This is a genomic window from Blautia sp. AF32-4BH (assembly GCF_003460565.1).
In the GTDB taxonomy this organism is placed as follows: Bacteria; Bacillota; Clostridia; order Lachnospirales; family Lachnospiraceae; genus Fusicatenibacter; species Fusicatenibacter saccharivorans.
This window is the reverse complement of sequence record NZ_QTVL01000011.1, coordinates 18650-43634: the sequence shown is the minus strand read 5'-3', so window position 1 is coordinate 43634 and position 24985 is coordinate 18650. Positions and strand designations below refer to the sequence as shown.

Here is a 24985-nt window from a genome sequence, read left to right as displayed (position 1 = left end):
TCTATCAGATTTATATTCTTAATATACAACAAAGCAGTGTGCTGTGACAATATCCATCCAGCGATCTGTCTCCAGCTTATTTGTGAAGGTATCTACCCTCTGCATTCCCGGATAAAACGACATCGTGTACGCTTTTTTCCAGTCTTTATAGGTTACCTCATATGTAAAGTGCTCCGGAAGAGCCACCTGACACTCTTTTTTCTGTCCGGCAACTGCCTTTTTTACCCCTTCCCGGATTTCGGATATCACTTTTCCTTTCGCTTTGCACCACGTTGCCGCACCGACACCATGCTTCGTTTCCACTGTCGTAATGCCCGGAATCAGTTCTTTGGCCTGACGGCAGATCTCCTCATCTCCGGAAAGAAACAGCACCGGTACGTGATGTGATGCTGCTGTATAGCTGTTCAGCATGCACTCACTCATCACTTTTCCATTCAGATGAATATACAGGCTGTTTCCTGTCGATGTGTGGCTGATCGAAAAATTGGGATCTCCTGCCGGTGCATGGTATCCAAGATACAGTACGCCGTCATAGCTGTCGTCGATACCATACATCATATTATACGGATGACCACTCTTTCCCCGGATCAGGGTGACATACTCCGGCATTTTCAGCGGGTCAATGTTGGATGCATCTCCGTGACCGTCCTTTACGACAATCTCATCCGCGCCCGCTTCATGTGCTGCTTCGCATGCCGCAACGACCTCTTCGGTCATCTCCTCTGCAAATCTCTGGTATACGCTTTCCTTCTTATGTGTTTCATCGGTCAGTGCCACTCCGGCACAGCCCTCGATATCTGCACTGATAAAAAGCTTCATTTCTGCTGTTCCCTTCTTTCTTTATCATAAAGATGACAATATACGTAATGTCCGTCATCCACTTCATACCGCTCCGGCGCCTGTGTTTTGCAGCATTCCATGCATTTTGGACATCTGGTATGGAATTTGCAGCCTGTCGGCGGCTTGTGCGCGGATGGGATGCTTCCCTCAAGCAGAATTCTTTCTCTTTTTGCCGTCGGATCCGGAACCGGAACTGCGGAAAGCAGTGCCTGCGTATACGGATGCATCGGATTGCTGTAAATTTTCTCTTTTTCTCCGACCTCCACGAAATTGCCGAGATACATAACGCCGACACGGTCACTGATGTATTCCACAACGCTCAGGTCATGTGCAACAAAAATATAGGTCAGATCCAGGTCATGCTTCAGTTCATTTAAAAGATTCAGAACCTGCGCCTGAATGGACACATCCAGTGCCGAAACCGGTTCGTCTGCGATGATCAGAGACGGTTCTACCGCAAGTGCGCGGGCAATTCCGATTCTCTGGCGCTGACCGCCGGAAAATTCATGAGGATAACGGTTTGCATGGTAGTCATCCAGTCCTACCCTGTGCAAAAGATCCAGCACTTTCTTTTCCAGATCCGCTTTATCCTGATACAGATGATGCACCAGCAGCGGCTCTGCAATGATATCAAAAACGGACATTCGTGGATTCAGGGACGCATACGGATCCTGAAAAACCATCTGTACTTTTTTCCGGACGGAACGCATTCTCCGGTCATTGTACTCTGTAATATCTTCGCCATCCAGATACACATGGCCCGATGTCAGATTTTCCAGTTTGCAGACGCCTCTTCCCAGTGTGGATTTTCCGCAGCCGGACTCGCCTACAATTCCGAATACCTCTCCTTTTTTCACCTCAAAGGTAACTCCGTCTACCGCTTTGACGAATTCCTTTTTCCCAAATCCGCTTCCGGCAACCGGATAATAAATTTTCAAATCCTCTACTCTAAGTAATGTATCCGACATCCTAGTCACCTGCCTTCTCTACGTGATCTGTTTTGAGCTGTCCGCTTTCGCAGAGCCAGCATCTGCTGATATGGCCTTCCTCGATCTGGAAAAATCCCGGTTCTTCCTCGCGGCATTTTTCCGAAGCGTATGGACATCGCGGCTCAAATTTGCAGCCTTTCGGCATATATTTCGGGTTTGGAACGTTACCCGGAATCGACTTCAGTTCTTTCCCGGCGTCTCCCAGTCTCGGAATCGATCCCAGCAGTCCCTTCGTATACGGGTGGGACGGATTGGCGAAAATTGTTTTTACATCTCCGCGCTCTACCACGCGGCCGCAGTACATAACGGCAACATCATCGCAGACCTCTGCAACGACGCCAAGATCATGTGTAATAAACAGGATGGATGTACCTGTCTCTTTTTTCAGCTGATTCATCAGATCCAGAATCTGTGCCTGAATCGTTACATCCAGTGCAGTCGTCGGCTCATCCGCAATCAGGATTTCCGGCTTGCATACAAGTGCCATGGCAATCATGACCCTCTGCCTCTGGCCGCCGGAAAGCTGGAACGGATACTCCTTCATCATATGCTCCACACGCGGAACACCCGTTTTCCGGAGCATGTCCTCTGCCTTTTTCAGTGCCTCTTTTTTTGATATTTTTTCGTGCTGCAGAACGCATTCTGCCACCTGGTCTCCAATCTTCATGACCGGATTCAGACTGGTCATCGGTTCCTGGAAAATCATGGAAATTTTGCTTCCGCGCAGCTTTCTCTGCTGTTCCTTCGTCAGCTTTACAATGTCATCGCCATCCAGCAGGATTTCGCCATCAGCAATTTTTCCTTTCGTTCCGGCCAGTAATCCCATCACAGAGAGGGATGTCACGCTCTTTCCACTTCCCGACTCGCCTACGATGCCAAGCGTTGCGCCGCGTCGAAGCTCCACATCGACACCGTCTACTGCTTTGATCACACCGCCATCGGTATAGAAATACGTATGTAAATTTTTTATCTCAAGTACGTTATCAGTAGCCACTTCTGCTCCTCCTTATCAATCGGAAAGTTTCGGATCGAGTGCATCGCGAAGTCCGTCGCCTAACAGATTAAAGCTCAGTACGGTAAGGAAAATCGCAAGACCCGGGAAAATCGTCACATACATTGCGCTCGTCATATAGTTTCTTCCGTTGGAAAGAAGCAGTCCCCATTCCGGTGTCGGCGGCTGTGCTCCCATTCCCAGGAAGGAAAGGCTCGATGCCGTCAGAATGGAAGATCCAAATGACATGGAATACTGTACAATGATGTCCGGAATGGCTCCCGGCAGAATATGGTGAAACAGAATTCTCGCATCGGAAACACCGATGTTCCGTGCCGCCAGGACAAAAACGGAATTTTTCAGGGTCAGCGTTTTGCTTCGGACAAGTCGTGCGAAGGTCGGTGTAGAAAAGACAGCGACCGCAATCACAACGTTTGTCATGCCGCTTCCGAGGATTGCCACGATGGCGATTGCAAGAATCAGTCCCGGAAAAGCGAACAGGACATCGCAGATTCTCATAATAATAGAATCAATCCATCCGCCGTAATATCCGGCCAGAAGTCCGAGAATGGTACCACAGACTGCACCGACCGTAACAGCGCCGAATCCGACTGCAAGTGAAATCCGGGTTCCACAGACGATACGGGAAAACAGATCCCGTCCAAACTCATCCGTTCCAAACAGGTGCTTCATACTTGGTCCCTGCAGAATCGCATTATAATCATACTCATTGATTCCGTACGGCACAATTTTGCTTCCGAAAAACGCAAGGAAAATGAGAAAAATGATAAAACAAAGCGCAACTACTGCATTTTTCTGTTTTTTAAATTTTCGAACCATCTCAGAAAACGGAGTTTTAATTCTCTCCTGGTTCTCGGTCTGTACTTTTTTCTTTTCTTTCATTCCACTCATCTCCTACTGAAGTTTAATTTCCGGATTCAGAACCGCATAGAGGATATCGACAATCAGGTTGATGACGATAAACTGCAGCGAAAAGATCAGAATCAGGGACTGGATTGCCGGATAATCTCTGTAATTGACCGATTCAATCAGAAGGGAGCCAAGGCCAGGATAGGCAAATACCGTTTCTGTGACAACAGAACCTCCCAGCAGAAAGCCGAACTGCAGACCCACAACCGTCACGACGGAAATCATGGAGTTGCGGAAAACATGCTTCCAGATCACAACCTTTTCTTTGATTCCTTTTGCTCTTGCTGTTCTGACGTAATCTTCTTTTAAAACCTCAATAATGGAGGATCTTGTAAATCGTGCGATCACGGCTGCAATTCCGACGCCGAGCGTGATCGACGGCATAATCAGACTTTTCAGGCTTGTTCCGCTTGTTGTCGGCAGAATTCGCAGTTTTACCGCAAACAGCATAATCAGCAGAAAGCCGATCCAGAACGAGGGGAGCGAAATACCCGAGACCGCAATCGTCATTCCGGTATAATCCTGCCATTTTCCCCGGTGTGTTCCGGACCACACACCAAAGAGCACACCAACAACCGAGCTCCACAGCAATGTGACAAATGCCAGACGAACGGTATTTCCGAATCTTCCCGCAACCTCCTTTGTAACCGGCTGCTTTGTGCGAAGGGAGGTTCCGAGATTTCCTTTTAAAAGTCCTGTCACATAGGTAACATACTGTGCCGGAATGGATTTATTGAGGCCAAGCTCTTCTCTTACTGCCTCTACGTCATCCTGTGTTGCCTGCTCTCCTGCAACGAGTCTCGCCGGATCTCCCGGAATCAGGCGGACAAAGAAAAATACAAATGTAACAACAATAATCAGTGTGGGGATCGTACCCACAATACGCTTCAGTATATATTTTGGCATATTGTATCTCCTACTTTCATGCTTATCCTACAGGTACAATCCCACGGATCACTGCCTGCTTTCCTGTTTGTAAGAAACCGGCGCCCTCTTTTGACGGAAGGACGCCGGGGTCTTTTTCATATCCTTGTTTCAGTCTGCCGTTATTCGGCTGCCATTCTGGCATTTCTCATGCCGATGCTTCCATCGCCTAACAGATATACTCCGGTAATGTTGTTGCTGGTTGCCCAGATGTTTTTATCGCTTGCGATGCAGAGCAGCGGGAGATCCTTCCATACGATATCCTGTACTTCTCCATAGATCTCACCACGTTTGTCTTCATCTGCAGTTGCAAGACCGTCTTTGAGAAGCTGATCTACTTTTTCATTCTCATAGTAGCTGATATTGAAGCTCATCGGCGGCTCAGACTCGGTTGCCAGCATCGGGCGAAGTCCCCAGTCAGCATCACCGGTGGAAGTAGACCATCCGCTTATGTAGCAGTCAACCTCGGCATCTGCTCCTGCGCAGTCAGCTCCCTGAACCTTTTCATTCAGAACGGCATTTTCCATTCCGTTCAATTCCAGATCAATACCAACCTCAGAAAGCTGCTGTTTGTAGAACTCTGCTTTTTTCTGATTTGCTGTCGTGTTGCTGTACATCAGTGTTGTGGTAAATCCATCCGGATATCCTGCTTCCTTTAACAGCTCTTTTGCTTTTTCCGGATCGTAGGAATACGGATCATTTCCTTTGTAGTGCTGTACTTCTTCTCCTACCATAGAAGTTGCCACAGAACCGTAACCGTTCATAACGACCTGGATATATGCCTCTTTGTTGATTGCATAAGCCATTGCCTCACGAACCTTAACATCGTTGAACGGTGCTTTCTGTGTATTCATGAAGAAGTACCATACGGCGATGCTGTCGCCCATTCCAACGGATACGTTGCTGTCACCTTTTAAGGTGTCAACGCTTTCGGTCGGTACAGACCACATAATCTGTGCGTCACCTGCCTGAATTGCAGATACACGGGTAGCACTTTCTGCAACCGGTTTGAATGTGATGCTCTTAAATCCTGCATCTGCATCTGCCAGAGCAGTTCCGCCGCAGACGTCTGCGTCATATCCCCACCAGTCTTTGTTCAGCTCTACCTTCATATGGTCACCGGCAACCCACTCAACAAATTTGTACTGGCCGGTTCCTACCGGTGCCTGTGCACAGGCATCTTCTCCTGCTTCAATCTGTTTCGGGCTCATGATCAGCGTAGCCGGATGTGCCAGGTTGCTGATGAAAGCACCGAATGACTGTGTTAAATAAATTTTAACGGTATAATCATCTACCTTCTCTGCATGATCCAGAACATTGCAGAGGAATGTAGTACGTTTCAGTCCAAGGCTCTTATCTGCCCATTTGTTTACGTTTGCAATCAGGGCATCTGCATTCCACGGAGTTCCATCGGTAAAGCTTACGCCCTCACGAAGATGAATCGTATACTCGGTTGCTTCGTCATTTGCTTCGTAGCTGGTTGCCAGCATCGGAATGATCTGCATATTCTCATCAAATCCAAACAAACCGTCCATCATCATTCGCTGTACACCACCGGAAAGTGTATCGGAAGTATCCATCGGATCCATGGTGGTAAAGTCTACAGCTACCATTGCCGTAACATCAGAATCCTGGGATACCGACTCGCCTGCCGGAATCGTGATGGTATTCTCCGTACCTGCTTCTGAACCGGATGAGGTCGATGCAGCGGATGCTGTTGATGTGCTCTTACTTGTGTCAGAAGAACCTGTCGATCCACATGCTGTCAGTGCCAGTGCCGTTGCTGCTGCAACCAGAGCACGCATTACATGTCTTTTTTTCATTGTTGTCTCCTCCTTTTCTGCAAGTGTTGCTGTTTTCTTTGTTCTTTCTTTTCACAGATAACAGAACCATGATATAAAAAAGAGCAAAGATGCCTTACCTTTTTTTACAGCCCCTTTGCTTAATCGGTATTATAGATGTAATGCGTCACTATGTCAAAGCATTCTTCCTGATTTTTTCTTTTCTTTTTTGTCTTTTTGCATTTAGGTTGTTTATTTTCGTCAAAAATGATATAATTATCCTAATTTTTAACCCATTACCACTTTTTAGCAGGAAAAGAGGACCCTTTATGAACAGAACACAAAAGCTTGGCAACGTCTTGATCATTTCTTCCCGGAAACGAATGCTTTCCGAATTTCAGTCTTATCTTCACTCTGTGCTCGGTGAATATCTCACCTTCAATACCCTTTTAAGAGAGCAGGCCACAGACCCCTCTCTCTTCCGGGGATACCAGTGCGTCCTTTTCCCAACCGCACGCGCCATGGAAACCTTTCCGCTTACCCTTGACTCCTCCATTTTGCAGCTCCCCTGCGACCGCGTTTTCAACCACATGTTCCTGGATAAAATCATTCAAATTCCGCCGCACGAACGTGTCTATCTGGTAAACGATGATAAATATTCCACGCTCGCTATCATTTCCCAGCTTGAGGAATGCGGCATCACCCAATATGACTTTGTTCCGTTTTATCCCGGATGCAAGGATACCGAGTCTGACATTCAGTTTGCCATCACCGCCGGAGAGCCGCAGCTCGTTCCTTCCCGCATTCCCAATGTGCTGGATATCGGCAACCGCATCATCGATATTTCCACTATTTTACAGCTCTGCGAATATTTCAACATTCCTCTGCAGACCGTAAACCGTGTATCGCGCAATTATGTCAATCAGATTCTTCACACCGTCAAGACCTCAGAAACTTACTATACAAATTATGTACAGACCGAACAGCTCATGCAGGTGATCCTGTTCTCTCTTCCCATTGGCATCTGTCTTTTTGGTGCGGATGGCCGCATTCAGTTCATGAACGCTAAATTTGCACATGCCTTCTCGCTTCCTTCCTCCAACTTTGAAGGACAGCCTTTTTCGGAATGTCTTCCGCCTGCCTACGCGGACACTGCTTTCGACCGCAACGGTGACTGGACCATTCTCCTTTCGGATCAGAAAACACAGATCACGTTAAGCGTTCTCTCTATGGTTTTTCCGGATACAGAACCTGTTTTTCTTGCGTTTCTTCCCGAGAGCAGATCCATGGAAATGTCGGTATCGAAAGACGAAAAAACGGAAGAAAGCACTTTTTTCGCTTCCTCCCGTACCTTTTCACTTTCCCTGTCCCACGCAGATTCCGTCCAGAATCTGATGGCGCAGGCCAGACATCTTGCACTTTTTGATTTTCCGATTCTGATCCAGGGAGAAAGCGGTACACAGCGCCGGACACTCGCACGTGCGATCCACAATTTTTCGCGCCGCCACCATTATCCGTTTTCCGTTCTTCACTCTCCGGGAAATGATCTGACCGAAGCCTCCCTGCTCCGGCTTCTTGCCGAAACCAACCATGGCACACTCGTCCTCTCCCAGGTGGACCGTTTTCCGCTTTCCATTCAGGATCTGCTGGTCAATGTTCTTACCAATGTTCATGGTAACTTCTTTTCCGCACCGGAAACCCGCCGTTTCGATGTGCGTATCATTGCTATTGCGGATGATAACCTTTACAAAAAAGTAGAAAAAGGAACCTTCCTGCGGGAGCTTTTTCATCTTTTAAGTGCTTCCGAGCTTCAGACAGTCCCGATCCGCAGACGCAGGGAGGATATTCCCGATCTTCTCAATTACTTTCTGCTTCAGTTTTTCCACAACACCGATATGACCTGCGACCGGATCTTTTCGGAAGGGCTTCTGCGCTTTCTGAAGGAATATGCGTACCCCGGAAATATTCATGAGCTGTACAATCTGTCCTGCAGCCTGTTTACCCGGTACAGCAGCCATAAGCTGCAGCTTTCCGATCTGCCGACATACCTCCGCTCCCGCCAGATGGCTGACGTTTCCCTCACCGCCCTTCAATATCAGGTTCTTTCTTTCGTATCGACGCATCCGAAAGCAGGCCGCCTGGCAATCAAAAACGGACTGGCCGACGGAGAAACCTTTGTATCCGAAGCGGCTCTGCGCACCGTACTCGGAGAGCTTTCTTCCGCCGGTTATCTCATCGTGCACCGGACAAAAGGCGGATGTGAAATTTCCGAGCTGGGGCGTATGGTTCTGGAAAAATAATTTATTTCAGAAATCCCGGTGTTTCCAGAAATTCGGCAAGGCTGCGGTATCTGGCTCCGTCCAGGCCTCTTTTTTCCTTTGCGGTTACCATAGAGTTCAGGATCGCTTCCTCCACAGCCTCTGCCGCTGCTTCAAATGCCTCGTTGATTTTTTCTTCTTTTATCCGGGCGCACGCTTCCACCTCACATGTACTCTTTGTGTCTACGCGGTTTGCTGTTGTAAATCCGATCATGATTTCACCGCTTCCGTGGCCGGTGTAGGCTCCTGTTCTGGCGATTCCGACTCCACAGCGGCGGATAATCCGGTACAGCTGCCGCTCCGATACCGGAAGGTCTGTTGCCAGAACCGTCATAATCGATCCCCGGTCTTCGGCGCTGCTTCCGCATTCTTCCTTCCGGATCCGCTCCAGAATCTTCTCTCCTGCCGGTTTTCCACTGATTTTCAAATCTCTGGTTGCCCCGAAATTTGACTGTACCAGAACACCAATGGTATATGTTTTTCCGTCAAGCACCAGCGTGCGGGATGCCGATCCGATTCCCCCTTTCAGCCCATAGCAGATCGTTCCTGTTCCGGCACCGATATCACCTTCCGCAAAGTCTGTATCCGCCTGCTCCAGTGCCTGATACAGCTCTTTTTCCCCCACTACCCGGTTACAAATCTCATTGATCCTTGAATCATTACATTCTCCGACAACCGGATTGATGGAAAAAACATCTTCCCCTTCTTTTCGGGTCTGCTGTATCATCCATGAAATCATGGCATCCGCCACTTTTCCAACATTCAGTGTATTGGTCAGGGCAATGGGCGTTTCAAGAGTTCCAATCTCCTGTACCTGCACAAGACCGCACGTTTTCCCAAAACCGTTATGCACGTAGGCAGACGCCAGGTACTTTTTCAGAAACGGATTGCCTTCTCCCGGCACAATCACCGTCACTCCGGTATGCTGATTGCCACTTTCCACCGTCGCATGGCCTACCCGCACACCAGGCACATCTGTAATTTTGTTTCGCGGTCCATTTTCATGATGTCCGATCCGATATCCGTAATCACTGATTCTTTTCTGTTTCATCCTGTTTCCTCCTCTTTTTATGATGTACTCCCGGAATTTTTCAGCTCACGCAAATACAGGCACAAAAAAGACTCCGAAGATACATTTTTCTCTCACTTTACGCTCTCTTCTCTCTTCTGTCCATACCTCTTCCCACAATTTTTCTTCTTTTCTTTATATTTTTTCCATTTCTTTTAGAATTTGGACACACTTTGCTCACATATTCCTTTTATAATAAAGCTCGGATAGTTGATAAACCACTCACTATCTCCCCCCTCATAAAAAGATGGCGATATACTTTTGTATATCGTCATCTTTGTTTTTACTGACAAAAACGCCCCCGGGCGGAAAACGTAACCACTTCCGTTTTCCGCCCGGGGGCATTCTTTCTTCCTTTTTGCTCAGGCCTCTGCAGCAGCTTCCTCTGCTTCCGCTTCTGCCATCGCCTGTTCGTACTGTTTCAGGATAATGGTCTGAATTTTTTCTCTGGTTCCGGAGTTGATCGGATGTGCGATATCGCGGTACTCCCCGTCCGTAGCCTTACGGCTCGGCATTGCGATAAACAGTCCTTTTTCTCCTTCAATCACCTTGATATCATGTACAACAAATTCGTCATCGATTGTGATAGACACAACCGCCTTCATTTTTCCTTCTTTTGTTACCTTGCGTACTCTCACGTCTGTAATGTTCATAAACTTTTATGCCCCTTTCACCCCATAATCAGATGGCGTATCTTTCGTTTTTTTCGACAACAATTTTGATGCCGTCCTCCCCACAGTGATAGGAGTTTGCACGGATGGTGTCCCTGCTCTCCACAATACAGTTTTCAATGTGAGTGTTGTCTCCGAGATATACATCATTTAAGATGATAGAATTTTTAATCACACAGTTGTTTCCAACATATACCTTCTTGAACAAAACAGAGTTCTCAACCTGTCCGTTGATGATACAGCCGCTGGATACAAGAGAATTTTTCACTGTGCAGCCAGGATTGTATTTTGCCGGCGGAAGATCGTCGATCTTGGAGTAGATGCCCGGATACTGTCCGAAGAAGTAATCTCTTACCTCCGGTTTCAGGAAATCCATGTTGGTTCTGTAATAGGAATCTACGGTAGCAATGTTGCTCCAGTAGGTATTGATCTTGTATCCGTAAATCCGTTTCAGGTTTTTGTAACGGATTAAAATATCCTTTACAAAGTCGTAGCGGTCTTCCTGTGCGCTGCGCTCAATCATTTCGATCAGCTGGCGACGGCGGATGACATAGATACCGGTAGAGATCACGTTGGAGCTCGAAACCATCGGTTTTTCCTCGAACTCCTCGATGCGGCAGTCCTCATTCATCTTCAGGACGCCGAAGCGGCTGGTATCTGCTTCCTTGGAATCCGTGCATACCACGGTAACATCCGCACGTTTTGCAATATGGTATTCCAGTACCTTATTGAAATCCAGTTTGTATACGCCATCTCCCGATGCGATGACTACGTACGGTTCATGGCTGTTTTTCAGCCATGTCAGGTTCTGACTGATCGCGTCTGCCGTTCCACGGTACCACCAGCTGTTATCTGATGTAACGGTTGGAGAAAATACAAACAGACCGCCATGTTTTCTTCCGAAATCCCACCATTTGGAAGAGCTCAAATGTTCATTTAAGGATCTGGCGTTGTACTGTGTCAGGACAGCCACCTTCTGAATATGAGAGTTTGCCATGCTTGACAGCGCAAAATCGATGCTGCGGAAGCTGCCTGCGACCGGCATAGCTGCAACGGCTCTTTTATTGGACAGCTCTCTCATTTTGTTGTTGTTACCGCCTGCAAGAATAATTCCCAATGCTCTCATATTACTCACCGTCCTTTTCTACAATTGCTCCGCCGGACGGAAGTGTGCCATCCGGGTAATCCTCAAGGGAAGTTTCGCCGGAAATGCAGACATTCTTTCCAATGGTTACGCCATCCGGAATGACTGCCTTTTCTCCAACGGTCACAAGTCCGAATCCGTAAATATTCGGTTTTAAGACGTTCGGCGCTTCCTCGCCAACGCCCATCACAACATGCCTGCCGACATGTACGTTTTCTGCAATAATGGCCTTATTGACCTGGGTTCCCTCGCCGATTGTGCTGTGGCGCATAATAATAGAATCTCTTACAACAACACCCTTTTCAATGCGCACATCCGCACCGATGACGGAATTATGTACCTCTCCGTAGATTTCAGCGCCCTCGCCGATAATACAGCGGTCGACGACAGCGTCCCCTGAAACATACTGCGGACGGATGATATCACCTTTGGTATAGATCTTCCAGAACTCCTCATATAAATTGAATTCCGGAATAATATCGATCAGCTCCATATTTGCTTCCCAGTAGGAGCCAAGCGTTCCGACATCTTTCCAGTAGCCGTTGAACTCATACGCAAACAGACGTTTTCCGTTGTCGCGGCAGTACGGCAGAATGTGTTTTCCGAAGTCACAGCTCGGCTGATCCTTCAGGGCTGTCAGAGATTCCTTTAATGCTTTCCAGCTGAAAATATAGATGCCCATAGAAGCGAGGTTGCTTCTCGGGTGCTCCGGTTTTTCTTCAAATTCGGTAATTCTTCCGTTTCCGTCTGTGATCATGACACCGAAACGGCTTGCTTCTTCGATCGGTACCGGCATACATGCGATGGTCACATCTGCGTGGTTTGCTTTGTGATAGTCAAGCATCACCTCGTAATCCATTTTGTAAATGTGGTCGCCGGAAAGAATCAGAACATATTCTGGATTGTATGTTTCCATATAAGCCATGTTCTGGTAAATTGCATTTGCAGTTCCTGTATACCATTCGCTGTTTGTACTTTTTTCATATGGCGGCAGAACGGTTACGCCGCCTTCGTTTTTATCGAGATCCCACGGAATACCGATTCCGATATGGGTATTCAGCCGCAGCGGCTGATACTGGGTCAGTACGCCTACCGTATCAATTCCTGAATTGATACAATTACTGAGCGGGAAGTCGATGATTCGATACTTTCCGCCAAATGCTACTGCCGGTTTTGCCACTTTCTCCGTGAGCACACCGAGACGGCTTCCCTGACCGCCTGCCAGCAGCATTGCTATCATCTCTTTCTTAATCATGCAATCACCTCTTGTCGTATCTAAAGATTTGCAGTAACTGTAAGAATGTACGGCATACTTCCTGTCTGCCTTCAGAAATGATCCCCTGTCGGTCCTGGCTTTTCATATCCACGCACTTCTTTGATAACTACAAGGTAAATTATACCACACTTCCGTCACATTGTGAACGTTTTTTATAATTTTTCTTTATTTTTTTCTTATATTTTATTACTTTTGACTATGCATTTTTCAGCCTGTCAGAATCGCATCATGATTTTCAACAATTTTCGACAAACCGTTTATTATTTTTTTACCAGTTTTTGTCATTTCCCGTCGTTTTCATTTTGCAACATTGCATTTTGCACATGATCTGTTCTATAATGTTTATCTATTATTTTTTATTTCATTTTCATTTTCCTGTGCTTTTTTTCTTTTACTTTTCCGGCAAATACGTGTATACTATTAGCCAGAACAGTTCCGGCCGGATTCCGGGGAAACGGCTTGGGATTTTGCTCTGTTCTTTCCTATAATTAATTGAGAAAATTTCCCCAATTCAGTGAAAAGACACATTGAAGGAGATACTATGTACGAAGTAGATTTCAGTAAACCAATCCATATACATTTTATCGGCATCGGCGGCATCAGCATGAGCGGCCTTGCTGAAATTCTTTTAAAAGAAAATTTTACGATTTCCGGTTCCGATGCAAAGGAAAGTGACCTGACCCGCCACCTGACTTCTCTTGGCGCGCAGGTTTTCTACGGCCAGAAGGCGGAAAATATCATTCCTGGCATCGACCTTGTCGTTTACACCGCAGCGATCCACCCGGACAACCCGGAATTTGCCGCCGCCAAAGCTGCCGGCATTCCGATGCTGACCCGTGCTGAACTGCTTGGACAGATCATGCGCAACTACAATACGCCGATCGCCGTTTCCGGTACCCACGGAAAGACGACGACAACCTCCATGCTCTCCCACATTCTGATGGCAGCCGACTGTGACCCAACGATTTCTGTCGGCGGTATTCTTCCGTCCATCGGCGGAAATATCCGTGTCGGCCATTCCGAAACTTTCCTGACCGAAGCATGTGAGTACACCAACAGTTTCTTAAGTTTCTTCCCGAAAATCGGCATCATCCTCAATATGGATGCGGATCATCTTGACTTTTTTAAGGATATTGATGACATCCGCCATTCCTTCCGCGAATTTGCCCGTCTGCTCCCGGCCGACGGCATGCTGATTATCAACGCCGATACGCCGAAATACGATTACGTAACCGAAGGCCTTGGCTGCAAAATTGTCACCTACGCGCTGGAGAATCAGTCTGTCGCTGATTATACCGCTGCCAACATCACCTACGATGAGTTCGATCACCCGTCCTTCGACTGCATCTGCCGTGGCGAGCTGCGCGGTCGCTATACGCTGATGGTTCCGGGACTTCACAACGTTTCCAACGCCCTGGCTGCCATTGCACTGGCCGATGAACTGCAGCTGCCGGAAAACGCCATCCACGAAGGCTTTGCCACCTTCCGCGGAACCGACCGCCGTTTCCAGTATAAGGGTACATACCACGGAGCAAAGGTGATCGACGATTATGCGCATCATCCAACCGAAATCCGTGCAACGATGGAAGCCGCTGAAAACTGTGCGCACAGAACACTGTGGTGCGTCTTCCAGCCGCATACCTACACCAGAACGAAAGCGCTGCTCGATGATTTCGCCGCCGCTCTTTCCCTGGCAGACCATGTGGTTCTCGCCGATATTTACGCAGCCAGAGAAACCGATACGCTCGGCATCTCCTCCAAAGATATCCAGGAGCGCATTGTAAAACTCGGCACTGCCTGCGAATATTTCCCATCCTTTGCGGAAATCGAAAACTATCTGAACGAAAATCTTGCCGAGGGCGACATGCTGATCACCATGGGCGCCGGAGACGTTGTAAAAATCGGCGAGGAGCTTCTTGCTTCCGAAAAATAAAATCATTCTTTCGCTTCACCTGCTCCCTGCGGAAATATGGAATTTTCCTTTTTCCGCAGGGTCTTTTTTTACTCCGAATCCACACAATCTGTCTTTTCGCCAAATAGTTACGCACATTTTTATTCACAGCTATTTTCCTGTATTTTCGCCTGTTTTCAGAGTTATCCACATTGTCCACAATTTTATACACATTTTTACGATCCACACAATGTGGATTCCCTGTGTATAACTTTGTTTACATAACGATATCACCAGAAAGTCCTATACTTCCCTGTTTTCCTCCATTTTTCAACATTTTTGGTAGATGATAATATTTCACAAAACAGATTTCTCCACATTATCCACATTGTCCACAGTCCTTTTTCATCCACCGTGCCTTTTTCCCGGAATGTTTTTTTCCGCAAAACACCTATTCACTTGTCGAAAATACTGTGTTATACTTGATTGTGTATGAGAAGGCAAGACGTATAATAAAAAACAGATCGCTAAAAGTAAAAATCTGCCGCACGATAAGAACAGGATGGTGTAATTTTGAGTATGCTGACATTAAACAATGACTGCCTGGCCAGTGTGACTGCTGTGCCGGATCTTTTTCTGGAACAATATATGCCCGCAGCCAACGGAGAATTTGTAAAAGTGTACCTTTATCTGCTGAAGCTGGTCAAGGATCATCAGCAGGATTCCACTCTGTCATCGATGGCAGATTTTTTTTCCTGCACGGAAAACGATATCGTCCGTGCGCTGAAATACTGGGAGAAGCAGGGACTCCTCTCGCTCTCCTACACCGCCGGGGAAAGCGTTCCGACCGGAATCGCCTTTCTGCCGCTTGTACGGAAGGAAGAAAGCGGAATCCTTCCAACACCGGAATCCTCGATTTCCGGCCCGATTGCGGCTGCACCGGCTGTTTCTGCTGTATCCGTTGAAATCCCGCAGACGGAACAGACCCCGGCTCCATCATCACAGCCGGCCGTTTCTGCCCCATCTGCCTCTTCTCCGGCAGATGATCTTTCCAGTTCCGGTATTTCCGGACAGTCAGCAGAAAAAAAACACGCTCCCGGCAGCCGCGAAGAACTGCAGCACGTTCTTTACGTTGCGCAGACGTATTTCGGTCATCTTCTGTCGCCGACGGAAATCGAATGCATCATGTTTTTCTATGATGATCTCCACTTTTCCGCGGATCTTCTGGAATACCTGGTGGAATACTGTGTTTCGAAGGGAAGCACCAGCATCCACTACCTGAAAAAGGTAGGACTCGCCTGGCAGGAAAGCGGAATCCGCGATGTTGCCTCTGCCAAACAGGAGACCACGACATTCAACAAACATTACTACACAATTTTGAAAGCATTCGGCATCCGCAACCGCGCACCGGTGGAAAAAGAAGCCGAGATGATGGACCGCTGGCTGAATACCTACGGTTTTACGATTGATCTTATCACGGAAGCCTGTCAGCGCACCGTTTCCAAGATCGGCCAGCCGAGCTTCCAGTACGCGGAAGGCATTCTCTCCAAATGGAAGGAACAGGGCGTCCGCTCCATGGCAGACGTCGAACAGCGCGATGCGGAGCACCAGAAAAGGAAGAAAACCGCTTCTGATCAAAATGCGGCACGAAAAACCGCTCCTGCTGCTTCAAGTAACCGCTTCAACAATTTCCATCAGAGAGAATACGACTACCAGAAGTTAGAAGAACAGCTTCTGAAATAACGCCCGGAGGACGAAACAACTATGGCACTGACAAACCCGCAATACGATGCGATTATGCGCATGTACAACGAACGGCAGCTCCGCCACCAGAGAGAACAGCAGGAGCACATCCGCATTGCTTATGAAAAGATTCCGCGCCTTGCGGAAATCGACGCCGAGATTGCATCCCTCTCGGTCCGGAAAGCAAAAGCGATGCTGAACGGAGACGCTTCCATGGATCTCGACCTGAATGCTGCCATCCGTGACCGTTCCCAGGAACGCGCGGCGCTTCTTTCCATGCACGGCTACCCGGCAGACTATCTCGAGCTGACGTATGACTGCCCGCTCTGCCGCGACACCGGCTACATCGACGGCACGCAGAAATGCGCCTGCTTCAAAAAAGCTGCCGTCGATCTTCTGTACCGGCAGTCCAACGTGGAGGAGCTTCTGAAAACCGAAAATTTCAGCCAGTTCTCCCTGGATTACTACTCGGACAGCCTGACCAGTACCGGAACACCGCTCACTTCCCGCGAGGCCGCTGCTGCCGCGCTCGAAAAAAGCCAGGCGTTCGTCCGCAATTTCGGCTCGTCGTTTGAAAATCTCTTCTTTTACGGCGACACCGGTGTCGGAAAAACGTTTCTTTCGCACTGTATTGCCCGCGAGCTGATCGAGCAGTCGTTCTGTGTGATTTATTTTACTGCATTTGATCTGTTTGACCTGTTTGCACGCCACACCTTTTCCAGTTCAGAAGAAGCAAAAGACGCTCACGCCAATATCTTTGACTGCGATCTTCTGATCATCGATGATTTAGGTACGGAACTGACCAACAGCTTCGTCTCTTCCCAGCTCTTTCTCTGCATCAACGAACGCATCCTGCGGAAGAAATCGACGATCATCTCCACGAACCTGCCCCTTGACCGCTTCATGGAGACGTACTCGGAACGTACCTTTTCACGAATTTCAAGTAACTACACCATCATTAAACTTTTTGGAAACGATATTCGGATCCAGAAAAAACTTTTGGGAGGAACCAAAGCATGAGTAAGGGAACTGAAGGACATTTTGACACACTGCCAATCGGAAGACTGGGACTGATCCCGCTGAACAGCAGCGCCGCACTTGGAAAAAAGGTCGACGATTATCTGGTCAGCTGGAGAAAAGGACGCGGCAATGAATTTGCGGAAAAATATGTCGCTGCCTATGAAGGATATGAGCGTGACAGCTACATTATCCAGTCTCAGGTTCCGCGTTTCGGTTCAGGCGAGGCAAAGGGTATCATCAACGAATCTGTCCGCGGTGACGATATCTACATTCTGCTCGATGTCTGCAACTACAGCCTGACCTATTCTCTGTGCGGCTACACCAACCACATGTCTCCGGACGACCACTTCCAGGATCTGAAGCGTGTCATCGCAGCCATCGGTGGAAAAGCCCGCAGAATCAATGTCATTATGCCATTCCTGTATGAGAGCCGCCAGCACAAGAGATCTGGAAGAGAGTCTCTCGACTGCGCACTTGGTCTGCAGGAGCTGACTGCTATGGGCGTAGAAAACATCATCACCTTCGACGCTCACGACCCGCGTGTCCAGAACGCGATTCCGCTGCATGGATTTGAAACCATCCAGCCGGCTTACCAGTTCATCAAAAACATCCTGCGCAATGCACCGGATATGAAGCTCGACAAGGATCATCTGATGGTCATCAGCCCGGATGAGGGCGGTATGGGCCGTGCTATCTACATGGCAAACAACCTCGGTGTTGACATGGGTATGTTCTACAAACGCCGCGACTACTCTACCATCATTGACGGACGCAACCCGATCGTTGCCCATGAGTTCCTCGGTGCTGATGTCAAAGGTAAGGATATGATCATCATCGACGATATGATCTCCTCCGGCGAGAGTATGCTGGAAGTTGCCAAACTCTTAAAGGATCGTGAGGCACGCAACATCTACATGTGCTCGACCTTCGGACTGTTCACCAGCGGACTGGAGAAATTCGACAAGGCTTATGAGGAAGGACTCTTCACAAAAGTTCTGACCACCAACGTCGTATACCAGACACCGGAGCTTCTCTCCCGCGAATATTACATCAGCTGCGACCTGAGCAAATATATCGCTCTCATCATCGACAAGCTGAATCACGACGCCTCCATCAGCGGACTGCTGGATCCGGCGGATCGTATTCAGAAAGTTATTAAGAAATTTAAGAATCACGAGAAGATCTGATACTCCAGGGTTCGAATTTGGAACCCGCCAAACATGAGGAAGTAGCGCCAGCGGATTCCGAATATTTGCAGAATCGCGGAACAATTCGTGAATATCCACAAACGCCGAAACTGTCACGAAAACGGTTTCGGCGTTTTTTTATATTTTTAGCAAATTCTTGCTAGTTTTTTCTTTTTTCGGCTGTATAATGAAATTACATTGTACGACGAAGGAGGTATCACACATGCAATTTGGACATTTTGATGATGCGAAAAAAGAGTATGTCATCACAAGCCCGAAGACTCCGCTTCCGTGGATCAACTATCTGGGATCTGAGAACTTCTTTTCTCTGATTTCCAATACCTGCGGCGGATACAGCTTCTACAAGGACGCAAAACTTCTGCGTCTGACCCGTTACCGTTATAACGATACGCCGCTCGATCAGAACGGACGCTACTACTACATCAAGGACGGCGATACCGTCTGGAACCCGGGCTGGCAGCCGACCCAGACGTCGCTCGATTCCTACGAGTGCCATCATGGCCTTGGCTACAGCCGCTTTGTTTCTTCCAAAAACTTAGTTGCCGCTGAACTGACCGCTTTTGTTCCGCTGGCAGATTCCTGCGAAGTAAACCGTCTCATGCTGACCAACAACAGCACCGAAGAAAAAACACTGACTCTGACTTCTTTTGTAGAGTTCTGCTTCTGGAACGCCGTGGACGATATGACCAACTTCCAGAGAAACTTCAGCATCGGCGAAGTTGAGATCCAGGGTTCTGAGATTTACCACAAAACTGAGTACCGCGAGCGCCGCAGACATTACGCTGTTTATGCAGTCAACTGCCCGATCGACGGATACGATACCGACCGCGACGCTTTCCTTGGCGCTTACCGCGGAAATGACCGCCCGGAGACCGTTCTGCGCGGCACTGCAGGCAACACCGTTGCCAGCGGATGGGGTGTGATCGGTTCCCACCACATCGACGTTACCTTAAAACCAGGCGAGTCCCGCTCCTTTATCTTCGTTCTCGGCTACTGTGAGAATGCAGCGGATGACAAATGGGAAGCTCCTGGCGTGATCAACAAAAAACCGGCAAAAGAGATGCTCTCCCACTATCAGACCGACGAGCAGGTTGACGCAGCACTTGCAGAGCTTGCTTCCTACTGGGAAGGCCTGCTGGCAAAATATGCGCTCTCCTGTGCAGATGAAAAACTGGGACGCATGGTCAACATCTGGAACCAGTATCAGTGTATGGTTACCTTCAACATGTCACGTTCCGCATCCTACTTTGAGTCCGGCACCGGCCGCGGCATGGGCTTCCGTGACTCCTGCCAGGATCTGCTCGGCTTCGTTCATCTGATCCCGGATCGCGCAAGAGAGCGTCTGCTCGATATTGCCGCTACCCAGTTTGAAGACGGAAGCGCATACCATCAGTACCAGCCACTGACGAAGAAAGGAAACATGGATATCGGAAGCGGCTTCAACGATGACCCGCTCTGGCTGATCGCCGGATGTGCCGCCTATATCAAAGAGACCGGAGATTTCTCTATTCTCGACGAGCAGGTTGATTTCGACAACGATTCCACCAAGGCACAGCCTCTGATGGAGCACCTGAAACGTTCCTTCGACTTTACCGTAACCCATCTCGGACCGCACAAACTGCCGCTCATCGGCCGTGCAGACTGGAATGACTGTCTGAACCTGAACTGCTTCTCTGCAGAGCCGGGCGAACCGTTCCAGACGACAGGACCTTCCGAGGGACCGGTTGCTGAGTCCATTTTCATCGCCGCTATGTTCGTGAAATACGGCAAAGAGTACGCAGCCATCTGCCGCCGCAGAGGCAATGAGGAAGAAGCTGTTTACGCAGAAAAAGAAGTCGAAAAAGTTTACCAGGCAGTGCTCGATGCAGGCTGGGACGGCGAGTGGTTCCTGCGTGCGTATGACGCTGCAGGTGAAAAAGTCGGCTCCAAGGAATGTGAGGAAGGCAAGATCTATATCGAGCCGCAGGGCTTCTGTGTTCTTGCTGAAATCGGTGTCAAAGAAGGACTGGCAGAAAAAGCCCTGACTTCTGTCCAGAACATTCTGGAAACCAAGTACGGCGTTGTTCTTCTGCAGCCGGCTTACACCAAGTATTACCTGAATCTTGGTGAGGTTTCCTCCTATCCGCCGGGATACAAAGAGAATGCTGGTATCTTCTGCCACAACAACCCATGGATCTCCATCGCTGAGACCGTTATCGGCCACGGAAACCGCGCATTTGACCTGTACCGCAAGATCTGCCCGGCTTACATTGAGGACATCAGCGAGATCCACCGCACCGAGCCGTACGTCTACTCTCAGATGATCGCCGGAAAAGACGCTGCTCACTTCGGTGAGGCAAAGAACTCCTGGCTGACCGGTACTGCCGCATGGACTTTTGTCAATGTTTCCCAGTACATCCTCGGCATCCAGCCGGATTACGACGGACTTTCCTTAAATCCGTGTATTCCGTCCGATATGGAAGAGTTCAAGATCCGCAGATACTTCCGCGGTGCATGGTATAACATCACCTTCCAGAATCCGGAGCACAGGGAGAAAGGTATTTCTTCCCTCACGGTAAACGGAACCGCAGTAGAAGGAAATCTGATTCCGCTCACCGAAGGCTGCACCGAATATGATGTTGTTGCCGTAATGTAATTTTTCAAATTTCAAATCTCCATAAACATAAGGCGAGCCCCGGAAAGCACAACTGCTTTTCCGGGGCTCGTCCCTTTTATTCTTATGTTTTCTTACGGTAGCTGCCGTCTCTCTCTGACACCGGAAAGATCTTTGATGACCTCTCCCGCCAGAATCAGTCCTGCTACGGACGGCACAAACGCTACGCTGCCCGGGATATCACGCCGCTCCGTGCATTTTCTTGCAGCTCCCGGAGGACAAATGCAATTTGTCCGGCAGCTGATGCTCATATCCTCAAGCGGACGGAGGGATTTTTCCTCTGAATAGACCACTTTCAGTTTCTTCACGCCGCGTTTTTTCATCTCACGCCGCATGACCTTTGCCAGCGGACACATGTTCGTTTTATAGATATCCGCCACGCGGAACTTCGTCGGGTCCAGCTTGTTTCCAGCTCCCATGCAGCTGATGACCGGCACATTGCACGCTTTGGCGCGCATGATAATCTCAATCTTCGCTGTCACGGTATCAACAGCATCCACCACGTATGAATACTTCGAAAAATCAAAATCGTCCGCATTTTCCGGCAGATAAAAGCATTTGTATACCTCTACCTCCGCTTTCGGATTGATATCCAGAATGCGTTCTTTCATTACGTCTACTTTATATTTTCCGACACTGCTTCTCGTCGCAATAATCTGACGGTTGATGTTGGTGAGGCAGACCTTATCATCGTCTACCAGCACAAAATGGCCGACACCGCTTCTTGCCAGTGCCTCCACGGTATAGCCGCCCACGCCGCCGATACCGAAAACGGCAACGGTTGCATTCGCCAGAAGATCCATGCTCTCCTGTCCGAGCAGAAGCTGTGTTCTGGAAAACTGATTTAATGCCATTTGTTTTCCTTCCTCCTTGTTTATAATCTCTACTACAATAATAGGTTATTTGCTTTTGTCTGTCAACACCTTACGGAACCAGCTCTGCGGAAACTCAAAAACAAAGAGAATGCCAAGCACAATCGCAACTGCATCCTTCAGTGTCAGAAATCCTCTTGCACCGGCGCGCTCCAGATCATTGGTTACCACGTAAAAAGCAGTCCAGTAGATGCCGCTTCCCGGCACCAGCGGGAAAATACCCGCAATCAGAAATACCGTTACCGGGCAGCGCTTGTACACCGCAAAGCTGCGCGACAGAAGGATGACGAGCACCGTTGCAAAAAAGATGGACACCGGCTCTGTCGTATGCGGGAGGATCAGTTTATAGCAGATCCAGCCGCAGGCACCTGCCAGTCCGCAGTACAGGTAGTATTTCCGCGGCACCTGGAACAGCAGCGCAAACGCAATCGTTCCGACGCAGGCTGCAAAAAATTCCGCAATTAAACGAATGGTATCACTCATAGCTGCAGCCCTCCCGCCAGTTGATGATATCCTGTGATAATCAGTCCGACGCCAAGCGCAATACAGAATGTCACAAGCAGCGCATCGAGCATCCGCACGGAACCAGCGATGTAGTCCTGATCCGCAATATCACGGATGGCGTTCGTGAAATTGACACCGGGCACCAGCGGAATAATCGAACCGATGATAACCTTGTCCAGATGATGGCCGATCCCCGCCTGATACAGAAAAACGGCAATCAGCGTGACAAGCGCGCCGCCGGAAATATTCGTCGCAATCTTTGACATTCTGCCACGCAGCAGGTACAGCAGATAGAAATACAGAACAAAGCCCGACAGAAACGCTACCATGCTGTCCACCACATCGCCGCCGAACAGAAAACAGAAGCAGGCGCTTCCGACACCGGATGCAAGCACCTGGTGCCATCTTGGTTTGTCCGGCATCCGCTGAATATCGAGCAGCCAGGCCTTCGCCTCCTTCGGCATGTGCAGACCCTCCTCGATTTCACGGGAGAGCTGGTTGACTGCCGTTACCTTGTCGAGCCGCGCCGCCGACAGCGGAATGTGACGCACGCGGGCAAATTCCTGCTTTTTTCCGCTCTCAGCTGTCAGGAAAATACCACTGCTCAACACAAACGCATCGCTGGAGTCAACGCCATACGCCCGCGCAATGCGGTCGATCGTCTCCTCCACACGGAAGATTTCCGCGCCGCTCGCCAGCAGGATGTCTCCCGCCAGCGATGCCACATCAAGCGCTTCTCTCGTCGATTCTGCGTTCATCTTTGTTTTCCTCCTTTTTCAAAACCGTATACCCATTTTCCTTTCAAAAACAGATACAGGAAAATGACAGAACTGATACTCCAGGTCAGCGGGTAAGCCCAGAAAATCACGCGGATATCCGGGATCAGCCGGACCGTCACGGTAATGTAGCTGACGCGGAACAGGCACCAGACGCAGAGCATGACAACCATGGGAACCGCGGCGTGCCCGGAACCGCGGAGCACAGCCGCGATGCAATGAGAAAACGCCAGCAGAAAATAAAACAGTGCAATCGTTCTCGCCTGCATCACGCCGTAATGGACAACGGCCGGATCGCTGTTAAACGCCGCAATCAAAGTCGGTGCGGCCGCATAGATCACAAACCCGATCAGCTCGGCGATGGTAATGGAACAGAGAATGCCAAACCGCGCTCCTTTTTTCGCCCGGTCATACTGTTTTGCACCGAGATTCTGGCTGACAAACGTCGTTAATGCCATCGTAAAGCATGTAACCGGAAGGAATGCAAAACCCTCGATTTTTGCATATGAACCGCAGCCTGCCATCGCCATTTTCCCGAATGCATTGATGTTCGTCTGCACGAAAACGTTTGCGATCGAAATAACCGAGTTCTGGAAACCGGACGGCACACCGTTGCGGATAATCTCGCCAAGCGCCCGGCCGTCGAAACGGATTTTGCGGATATGAAGACGATACTCTTCCTTCGTCCGCAGCAGATGGATCATGCAGAGAATCGCGCTTGTGAACTGGGAAATGACCGTTGCAAGCGCCGCCGCACCGACCCCCATGCCAAGCCCTCCGATAAAAAGCAGGTCGAGCACAACATTGATGCACGACGATACGATCAGATAGATCAGCGGGTGACGGCTGTCGCCAACGGACTGCAGGATGCCGACGAAAATGTTATACATGATAAAACCAAGAGATCCTGCAAAATAGGTACGGAAATATTCGACGGACTGCGGCAGGACATCGGACGGTGTTCCCATCAGCACAAGGATTTTCGGCGCCAGATACATGCCAAGCACAGTCAGCGCTACACCGGCCGCCAGGCCGAACGCCACGGTCGTATGGATCGCTTTCTGCAGATCTTCCCGGTTTTTCGCTCCGTAATACCTTGCAATCACGACACCGGCGCCCATTGCGATACCGTTAATAAAACCAACCATCAGAAAGATCAGATTGCCCGAAGAGCTGACCGCTGCCAGCGCATTGCTTCCCAGAAAATTTCCTACAATCAGTGAGTCAGCCGTGTTGTACAACTGCTGGAACAGATTGCCAAGAAACAGCGGAATCGCAAACAGAATCATCTTTTTCGAAATGCTGCCCTCCGTCATTCTTGTCTTACTTTCTGCACTCATTCGTAAAAACCCCCATTTCTTTTTCGTACAGTCAAAACCGGTCAT

General features: G+C 48.9%; 20 protein-coding genes. 6 read left to right on the top strand and 14 right to left on the bottom strand.

From position 1 onward, the window contains the following. Positions 1 to 18 precede the first annotated feature (18 nt). The 6 genes from DWZ44_RS13250 to DWZ44_RS13225 form a co-directional block, all read right to left on the bottom strand. Positions 19 to 819, bottom strand: a complete 801-nt coding sequence (locus tag DWZ44_RS13250) for a M55 family metallopeptidase (protein WP_117802603.1) — start codon at positions 817 to 819, stop codon at positions 19 to 21. Next, the gene (locus DWZ44_RS13245) at positions 816 to 1808 is read right to left on the bottom strand and encodes an ABC transporter ATP-binding protein (RefSeq protein ID WP_117805054.1); all 993 of its coding nucleotides are present in this window, start codon (positions 1806 to 1808) and stop codon (positions 816 to 818) included. The genes DWZ44_RS13250 and DWZ44_RS13245 overlap by 4 nt, the downstream gene beginning before the upstream one ends. Position 1809: 1 nt before the next feature. Continuing rightward, positions 1810 to 2823, bottom strand: coding sequence for an ABC transporter ATP-binding protein (locus tag DWZ44_RS13240; protein ID WP_117761727.1), 1014 nt, complete (start codon positions 2821 to 2823; stop codon positions 1810 to 1812). Positions 2824 to 2838: 15 nt separating this feature from the next. Next, entirely contained in the window at positions 2839 to 3723 is an 885-nt protein-coding gene (locus tag DWZ44_RS13235; protein ID WP_055226724.1) for an ABC transporter permease subunit, read from the bottom strand. Positions 3724 to 3735: 12 nt separating this feature from the next. Next, positions 3736 to 4656 (bottom strand): ABC transporter permease, encoded by a 921-nt coding sequence (locus tag DWZ44_RS13230; RefSeq protein ID WP_117805053.1) that lies wholly within the window; start codon positions 4654 to 4656, stop codon positions 3736 to 3738. A gap of 140 nt (positions 4657 to 4796) precedes the next feature. Beyond that, complete coding sequence (locus DWZ44_RS13225) at positions 4797 to 6497, bottom strand: glutathione ABC transporter substrate-binding protein (protein ID WP_117805052.1); 1701 nt, start codon at positions 6495 to 6497, stop codon at positions 4797 to 4799. Between the two features lie 287 nt (positions 6498 to 6784). On the opposite strand from DWZ44_RS13225, the gene DWZ44_RS13220 reads away from it, so the two are divergent. Next, on the top strand, positions 6785 to 8755 hold the full coding sequence (locus DWZ44_RS13220; protein WP_158565912.1) for a sigma 54-interacting transcriptional regulator: 1971 nt from the start codon (positions 6785 to 6787) through the stop codon (positions 8753 to 8755). A gap of 1 nt (position 8756) precedes the next feature. Here DWZ44_RS13220 and DWZ44_RS13215 read toward each other — a convergent pair whose 3' ends face one another. From DWZ44_RS13215 to DWZ44_RS13200, 4 genes are all read right to left on the bottom strand, one after another. Further along, positions 8757 to 9824 carry a P1 family peptidase gene (locus tag DWZ44_RS13215; protein WP_022463230.1) on the bottom strand — a complete coding sequence of 356 codons (1068 nt, stop codon included), beginning with the start codon at positions 9822 to 9824 and terminating at the stop codon, positions 8757 to 8759. 380 nt (positions 9825 to 10204) lie between these two features. Continuing rightward, complete coding sequence (gene spoVG, locus DWZ44_RS13210; protein ID WP_022463229.1) at positions 10205 to 10495, bottom strand: septation regulator SpoVG; 291 nt, start codon at positions 10493 to 10495, stop codon at positions 10205 to 10207. A 28-nt stretch (positions 10496 to 10523) separates the two neighbouring features. Then, the gene (gene glgD / locus DWZ44_RS13205; RefSeq protein WP_022463228.1) at positions 10524 to 11639 is read right to left on the bottom strand and encodes a glucose-1-phosphate adenylyltransferase subunit GlgD; all 1116 of its coding nucleotides are present in this window, start codon (positions 11637 to 11639) and stop codon (positions 10524 to 10526) included. Position 11640: 1 nt separating this feature from the next. Then, complete coding sequence (locus DWZ44_RS13200) at positions 11641 to 12912, bottom strand: glucose-1-phosphate adenylyltransferase (protein ID WP_117802608.1); 1272 nt, start codon at positions 12910 to 12912, stop codon at positions 11641 to 11643. Between the two features lie 562 nt (positions 12913 to 13474). On the opposite strand from DWZ44_RS13200, the gene murC reads away from it, so the two are divergent. From murC to DWZ44_RS13175, 5 genes are all read left to right on the top strand, one after another. Further along, positions 13475 to 14866: a UDP-N-acetylmuramate--L-alanine ligase gene (gene murC / locus DWZ44_RS13195; protein ID WP_117805050.1), complete on the top strand. Its 1392-nt coding sequence runs from the start codon at positions 13475 to 13477 to the stop codon at positions 14864 to 14866. 537 nt (positions 14867 to 15403) lie between these two features. Further along, positions 15404 to 16567 carry a DnaD domain protein gene (locus DWZ44_RS13190; protein ID WP_117805049.1) on the top strand — a complete coding sequence of 388 codons (1164 nt, stop codon included), beginning with the start codon at positions 15404 to 15406 and terminating at the stop codon, positions 16565 to 16567. 21 nt (positions 16568 to 16588) lie between these two features. Continuing rightward, positions 16589 to 17587: an ATP-binding protein gene (locus tag DWZ44_RS13185; protein ID WP_117805048.1), complete on the top strand. Its 999-nt coding sequence runs from the start codon at positions 16589 to 16591 to the stop codon at positions 17585 to 17587. Further along, positions 17584 to 18774 (top strand): ribose-phosphate pyrophosphokinase, encoded by a 1191-nt coding sequence (locus DWZ44_RS13180; RefSeq protein WP_022463223.1) that lies wholly within the window; start codon positions 17584 to 17586, stop codon positions 18772 to 18774. Before DWZ44_RS13185 ends, DWZ44_RS13180 begins: the two co-directional genes overlap by 4 nt. A gap of 223 nt (positions 18775 to 18997) precedes the next feature. Then, positions 18998 to 21430: a GH36-type glycosyl hydrolase domain-containing protein gene (locus DWZ44_RS13175; protein WP_117805047.1), complete on the top strand. Its 2433-nt coding sequence runs from the start codon at positions 18998 to 19000 to the stop codon at positions 21428 to 21430. Between the two features lie 92 nt (positions 21431 to 21522). Here DWZ44_RS13175 and DWZ44_RS13170 read toward each other — a convergent pair whose 3' ends face one another. From DWZ44_RS13170 to DWZ44_RS13155, 4 genes are read right to left on the bottom strand one after another with little or no spacing between them, the layout of a single operon-like run. Beyond that, the gene (locus DWZ44_RS13170) at positions 21523 to 22302 is read right to left on the bottom strand and encodes a tRNA threonylcarbamoyladenosine dehydratase (protein WP_117805046.1); all 780 of its coding nucleotides are present in this window, start codon (positions 22300 to 22302) and stop codon (positions 21523 to 21525) included. 45 nt (positions 22303 to 22347) lie between these two features. Next, on the bottom strand, positions 22348 to 22803 hold the full coding sequence (locus tag DWZ44_RS13165) for a threonine/serine exporter family protein (protein WP_117761736.1): 456 nt from the start codon (positions 22801 to 22803) through the stop codon (positions 22348 to 22350). Continuing rightward, positions 22800 to 23582: a threonine/serine exporter family protein gene (locus DWZ44_RS13160; protein ID WP_055226708.1), complete on the bottom strand. Its 783-nt coding sequence runs from the start codon at positions 23580 to 23582 to the stop codon at positions 22800 to 22802. Before DWZ44_RS13160 ends, DWZ44_RS13165 begins: the two co-directional genes overlap by 4 nt. Then, on the bottom strand, positions 23579 to 24940 hold the full coding sequence (locus tag DWZ44_RS13155) for an MATE family efflux transporter (RefSeq protein WP_055226900.1): 1362 nt from the start codon (positions 24938 to 24940) through the stop codon (positions 23579 to 23581). The genes DWZ44_RS13160 and DWZ44_RS13155 overlap by 4 nt, the downstream gene beginning before the upstream one ends. Positions 24941 to 24985 lie beyond the last annotated feature (45 nt).

Bases quoted from the DNA above. Each gene is read 5' to 3' on its own strand.
- DWZ44_RS13250 (WP_117802603.1), bottom strand. From the start codon at position 819: ATGAAGCTTTTTATCAGTGCAGATATCGAGGGCTGTGCCGGAGTGGCA.
- DWZ44_RS13245 (WP_117805054.1), bottom strand. From the start codon at position 1,808: ATGTCGGATACATTACTTAGAGTAGAGGATTTGAAAATTTATTATCCG.
- DWZ44_RS13235 (WP_055226724.1), bottom strand. From the start codon at position 3,723: ATGAAAGAAAAGAAAAAAGTACAGACCGAGAACCAGGAGAGAATTAAA.
- DWZ44_RS13230 (WP_117805053.1), bottom strand. From the start codon at position 4,656: ATGCCAAAATATATACTGAAGCGTATTGTGGGTACGATCCCCACACTG.
- DWZ44_RS13225 (WP_117805052.1), bottom strand. From the start codon at position 6,497: ATGAAAAAAAGACATGTAATGCGTGCTCTGGTTGCAGCAGCAACGGCA.
- DWZ44_RS13220 (WP_158565912.1), top strand. From the start codon at position 6,785: ATGAACAGAACACAAAAGCTTGGCAACGTCTTGATCATTTCTTCCCGG.
- DWZ44_RS13215 (WP_022463230.1), bottom strand. From the start codon at position 9,824: ATGAAACAGAAAAGAATCAGTGATTACGGATATCGGATCGGACATCAT.
- spoVG (WP_022463229.1), bottom strand. From the start codon at position 10,495: ATGAACATTACAGACGTGAGAGTACGCAAGGTAACAAAAGAAGGAAAA.
- glgD (WP_022463228.1), bottom strand. From the start codon at position 11,639: ATGAGAGCATTGGGAATTATTCTTGCAGGCGGTAACAACAACAAAATG.
- DWZ44_RS13200 (WP_117802608.1), bottom strand. From the start codon at position 12,912: ATGATTAAGAAAGAGATGATAGCAATGCTGCTGGCAGGCGGTCAGGGA.
- murC (WP_117805050.1), top strand. From the start codon at position 13,475: ATGTACGAAGTAGATTTCAGTAAACCAATCCATATACATTTTATCGGC.
- DWZ44_RS13190 (WP_117805049.1), top strand. From the start codon at position 15,404: ATGCTGACATTAAACAATGACTGCCTGGCCAGTGTGACTGCTGTGCCG.
- DWZ44_RS13185 (WP_117805048.1), top strand. From the start codon at position 16,589: ATGGCACTGACAAACCCGCAATACGATGCGATTATGCGCATGTACAAC.
- DWZ44_RS13180 (WP_022463223.1), top strand. From the start codon at position 17,584: ATGAGTAAGGGAACTGAAGGACATTTTGACACACTGCCAATCGGAAGA.
- DWZ44_RS13175 (WP_117805047.1), top strand. From the start codon at position 18,998: ATGCAATTTGGACATTTTGATGATGCGAAAAAAGAGTATGTCATCACA.
- DWZ44_RS13170 (WP_117805046.1), bottom strand. From the start codon at position 22,302: ATGGCATTAAATCAGTTTTCCAGAACACAGCTTCTGCTCGGACAGGAG.
- DWZ44_RS13165 (WP_117761736.1), bottom strand. From the start codon at position 22,803: ATGAGTGATACCATTCGTTTAATTGCGGAATTTTTTGCAGCCTGCGTC.
- DWZ44_RS13160 (WP_055226708.1), bottom strand. From the start codon at position 23,582: ATGAACGCAGAATCGACGAGAGAAGCGCTTGATGTGGCATCGCTGGCG.
- DWZ44_RS13155 (WP_055226900.1), bottom strand. From the start codon at position 24,940: ATGAGTGCAGAAAGTAAGACAAGAATGACGGAGGGCAGCATTTCGAAA.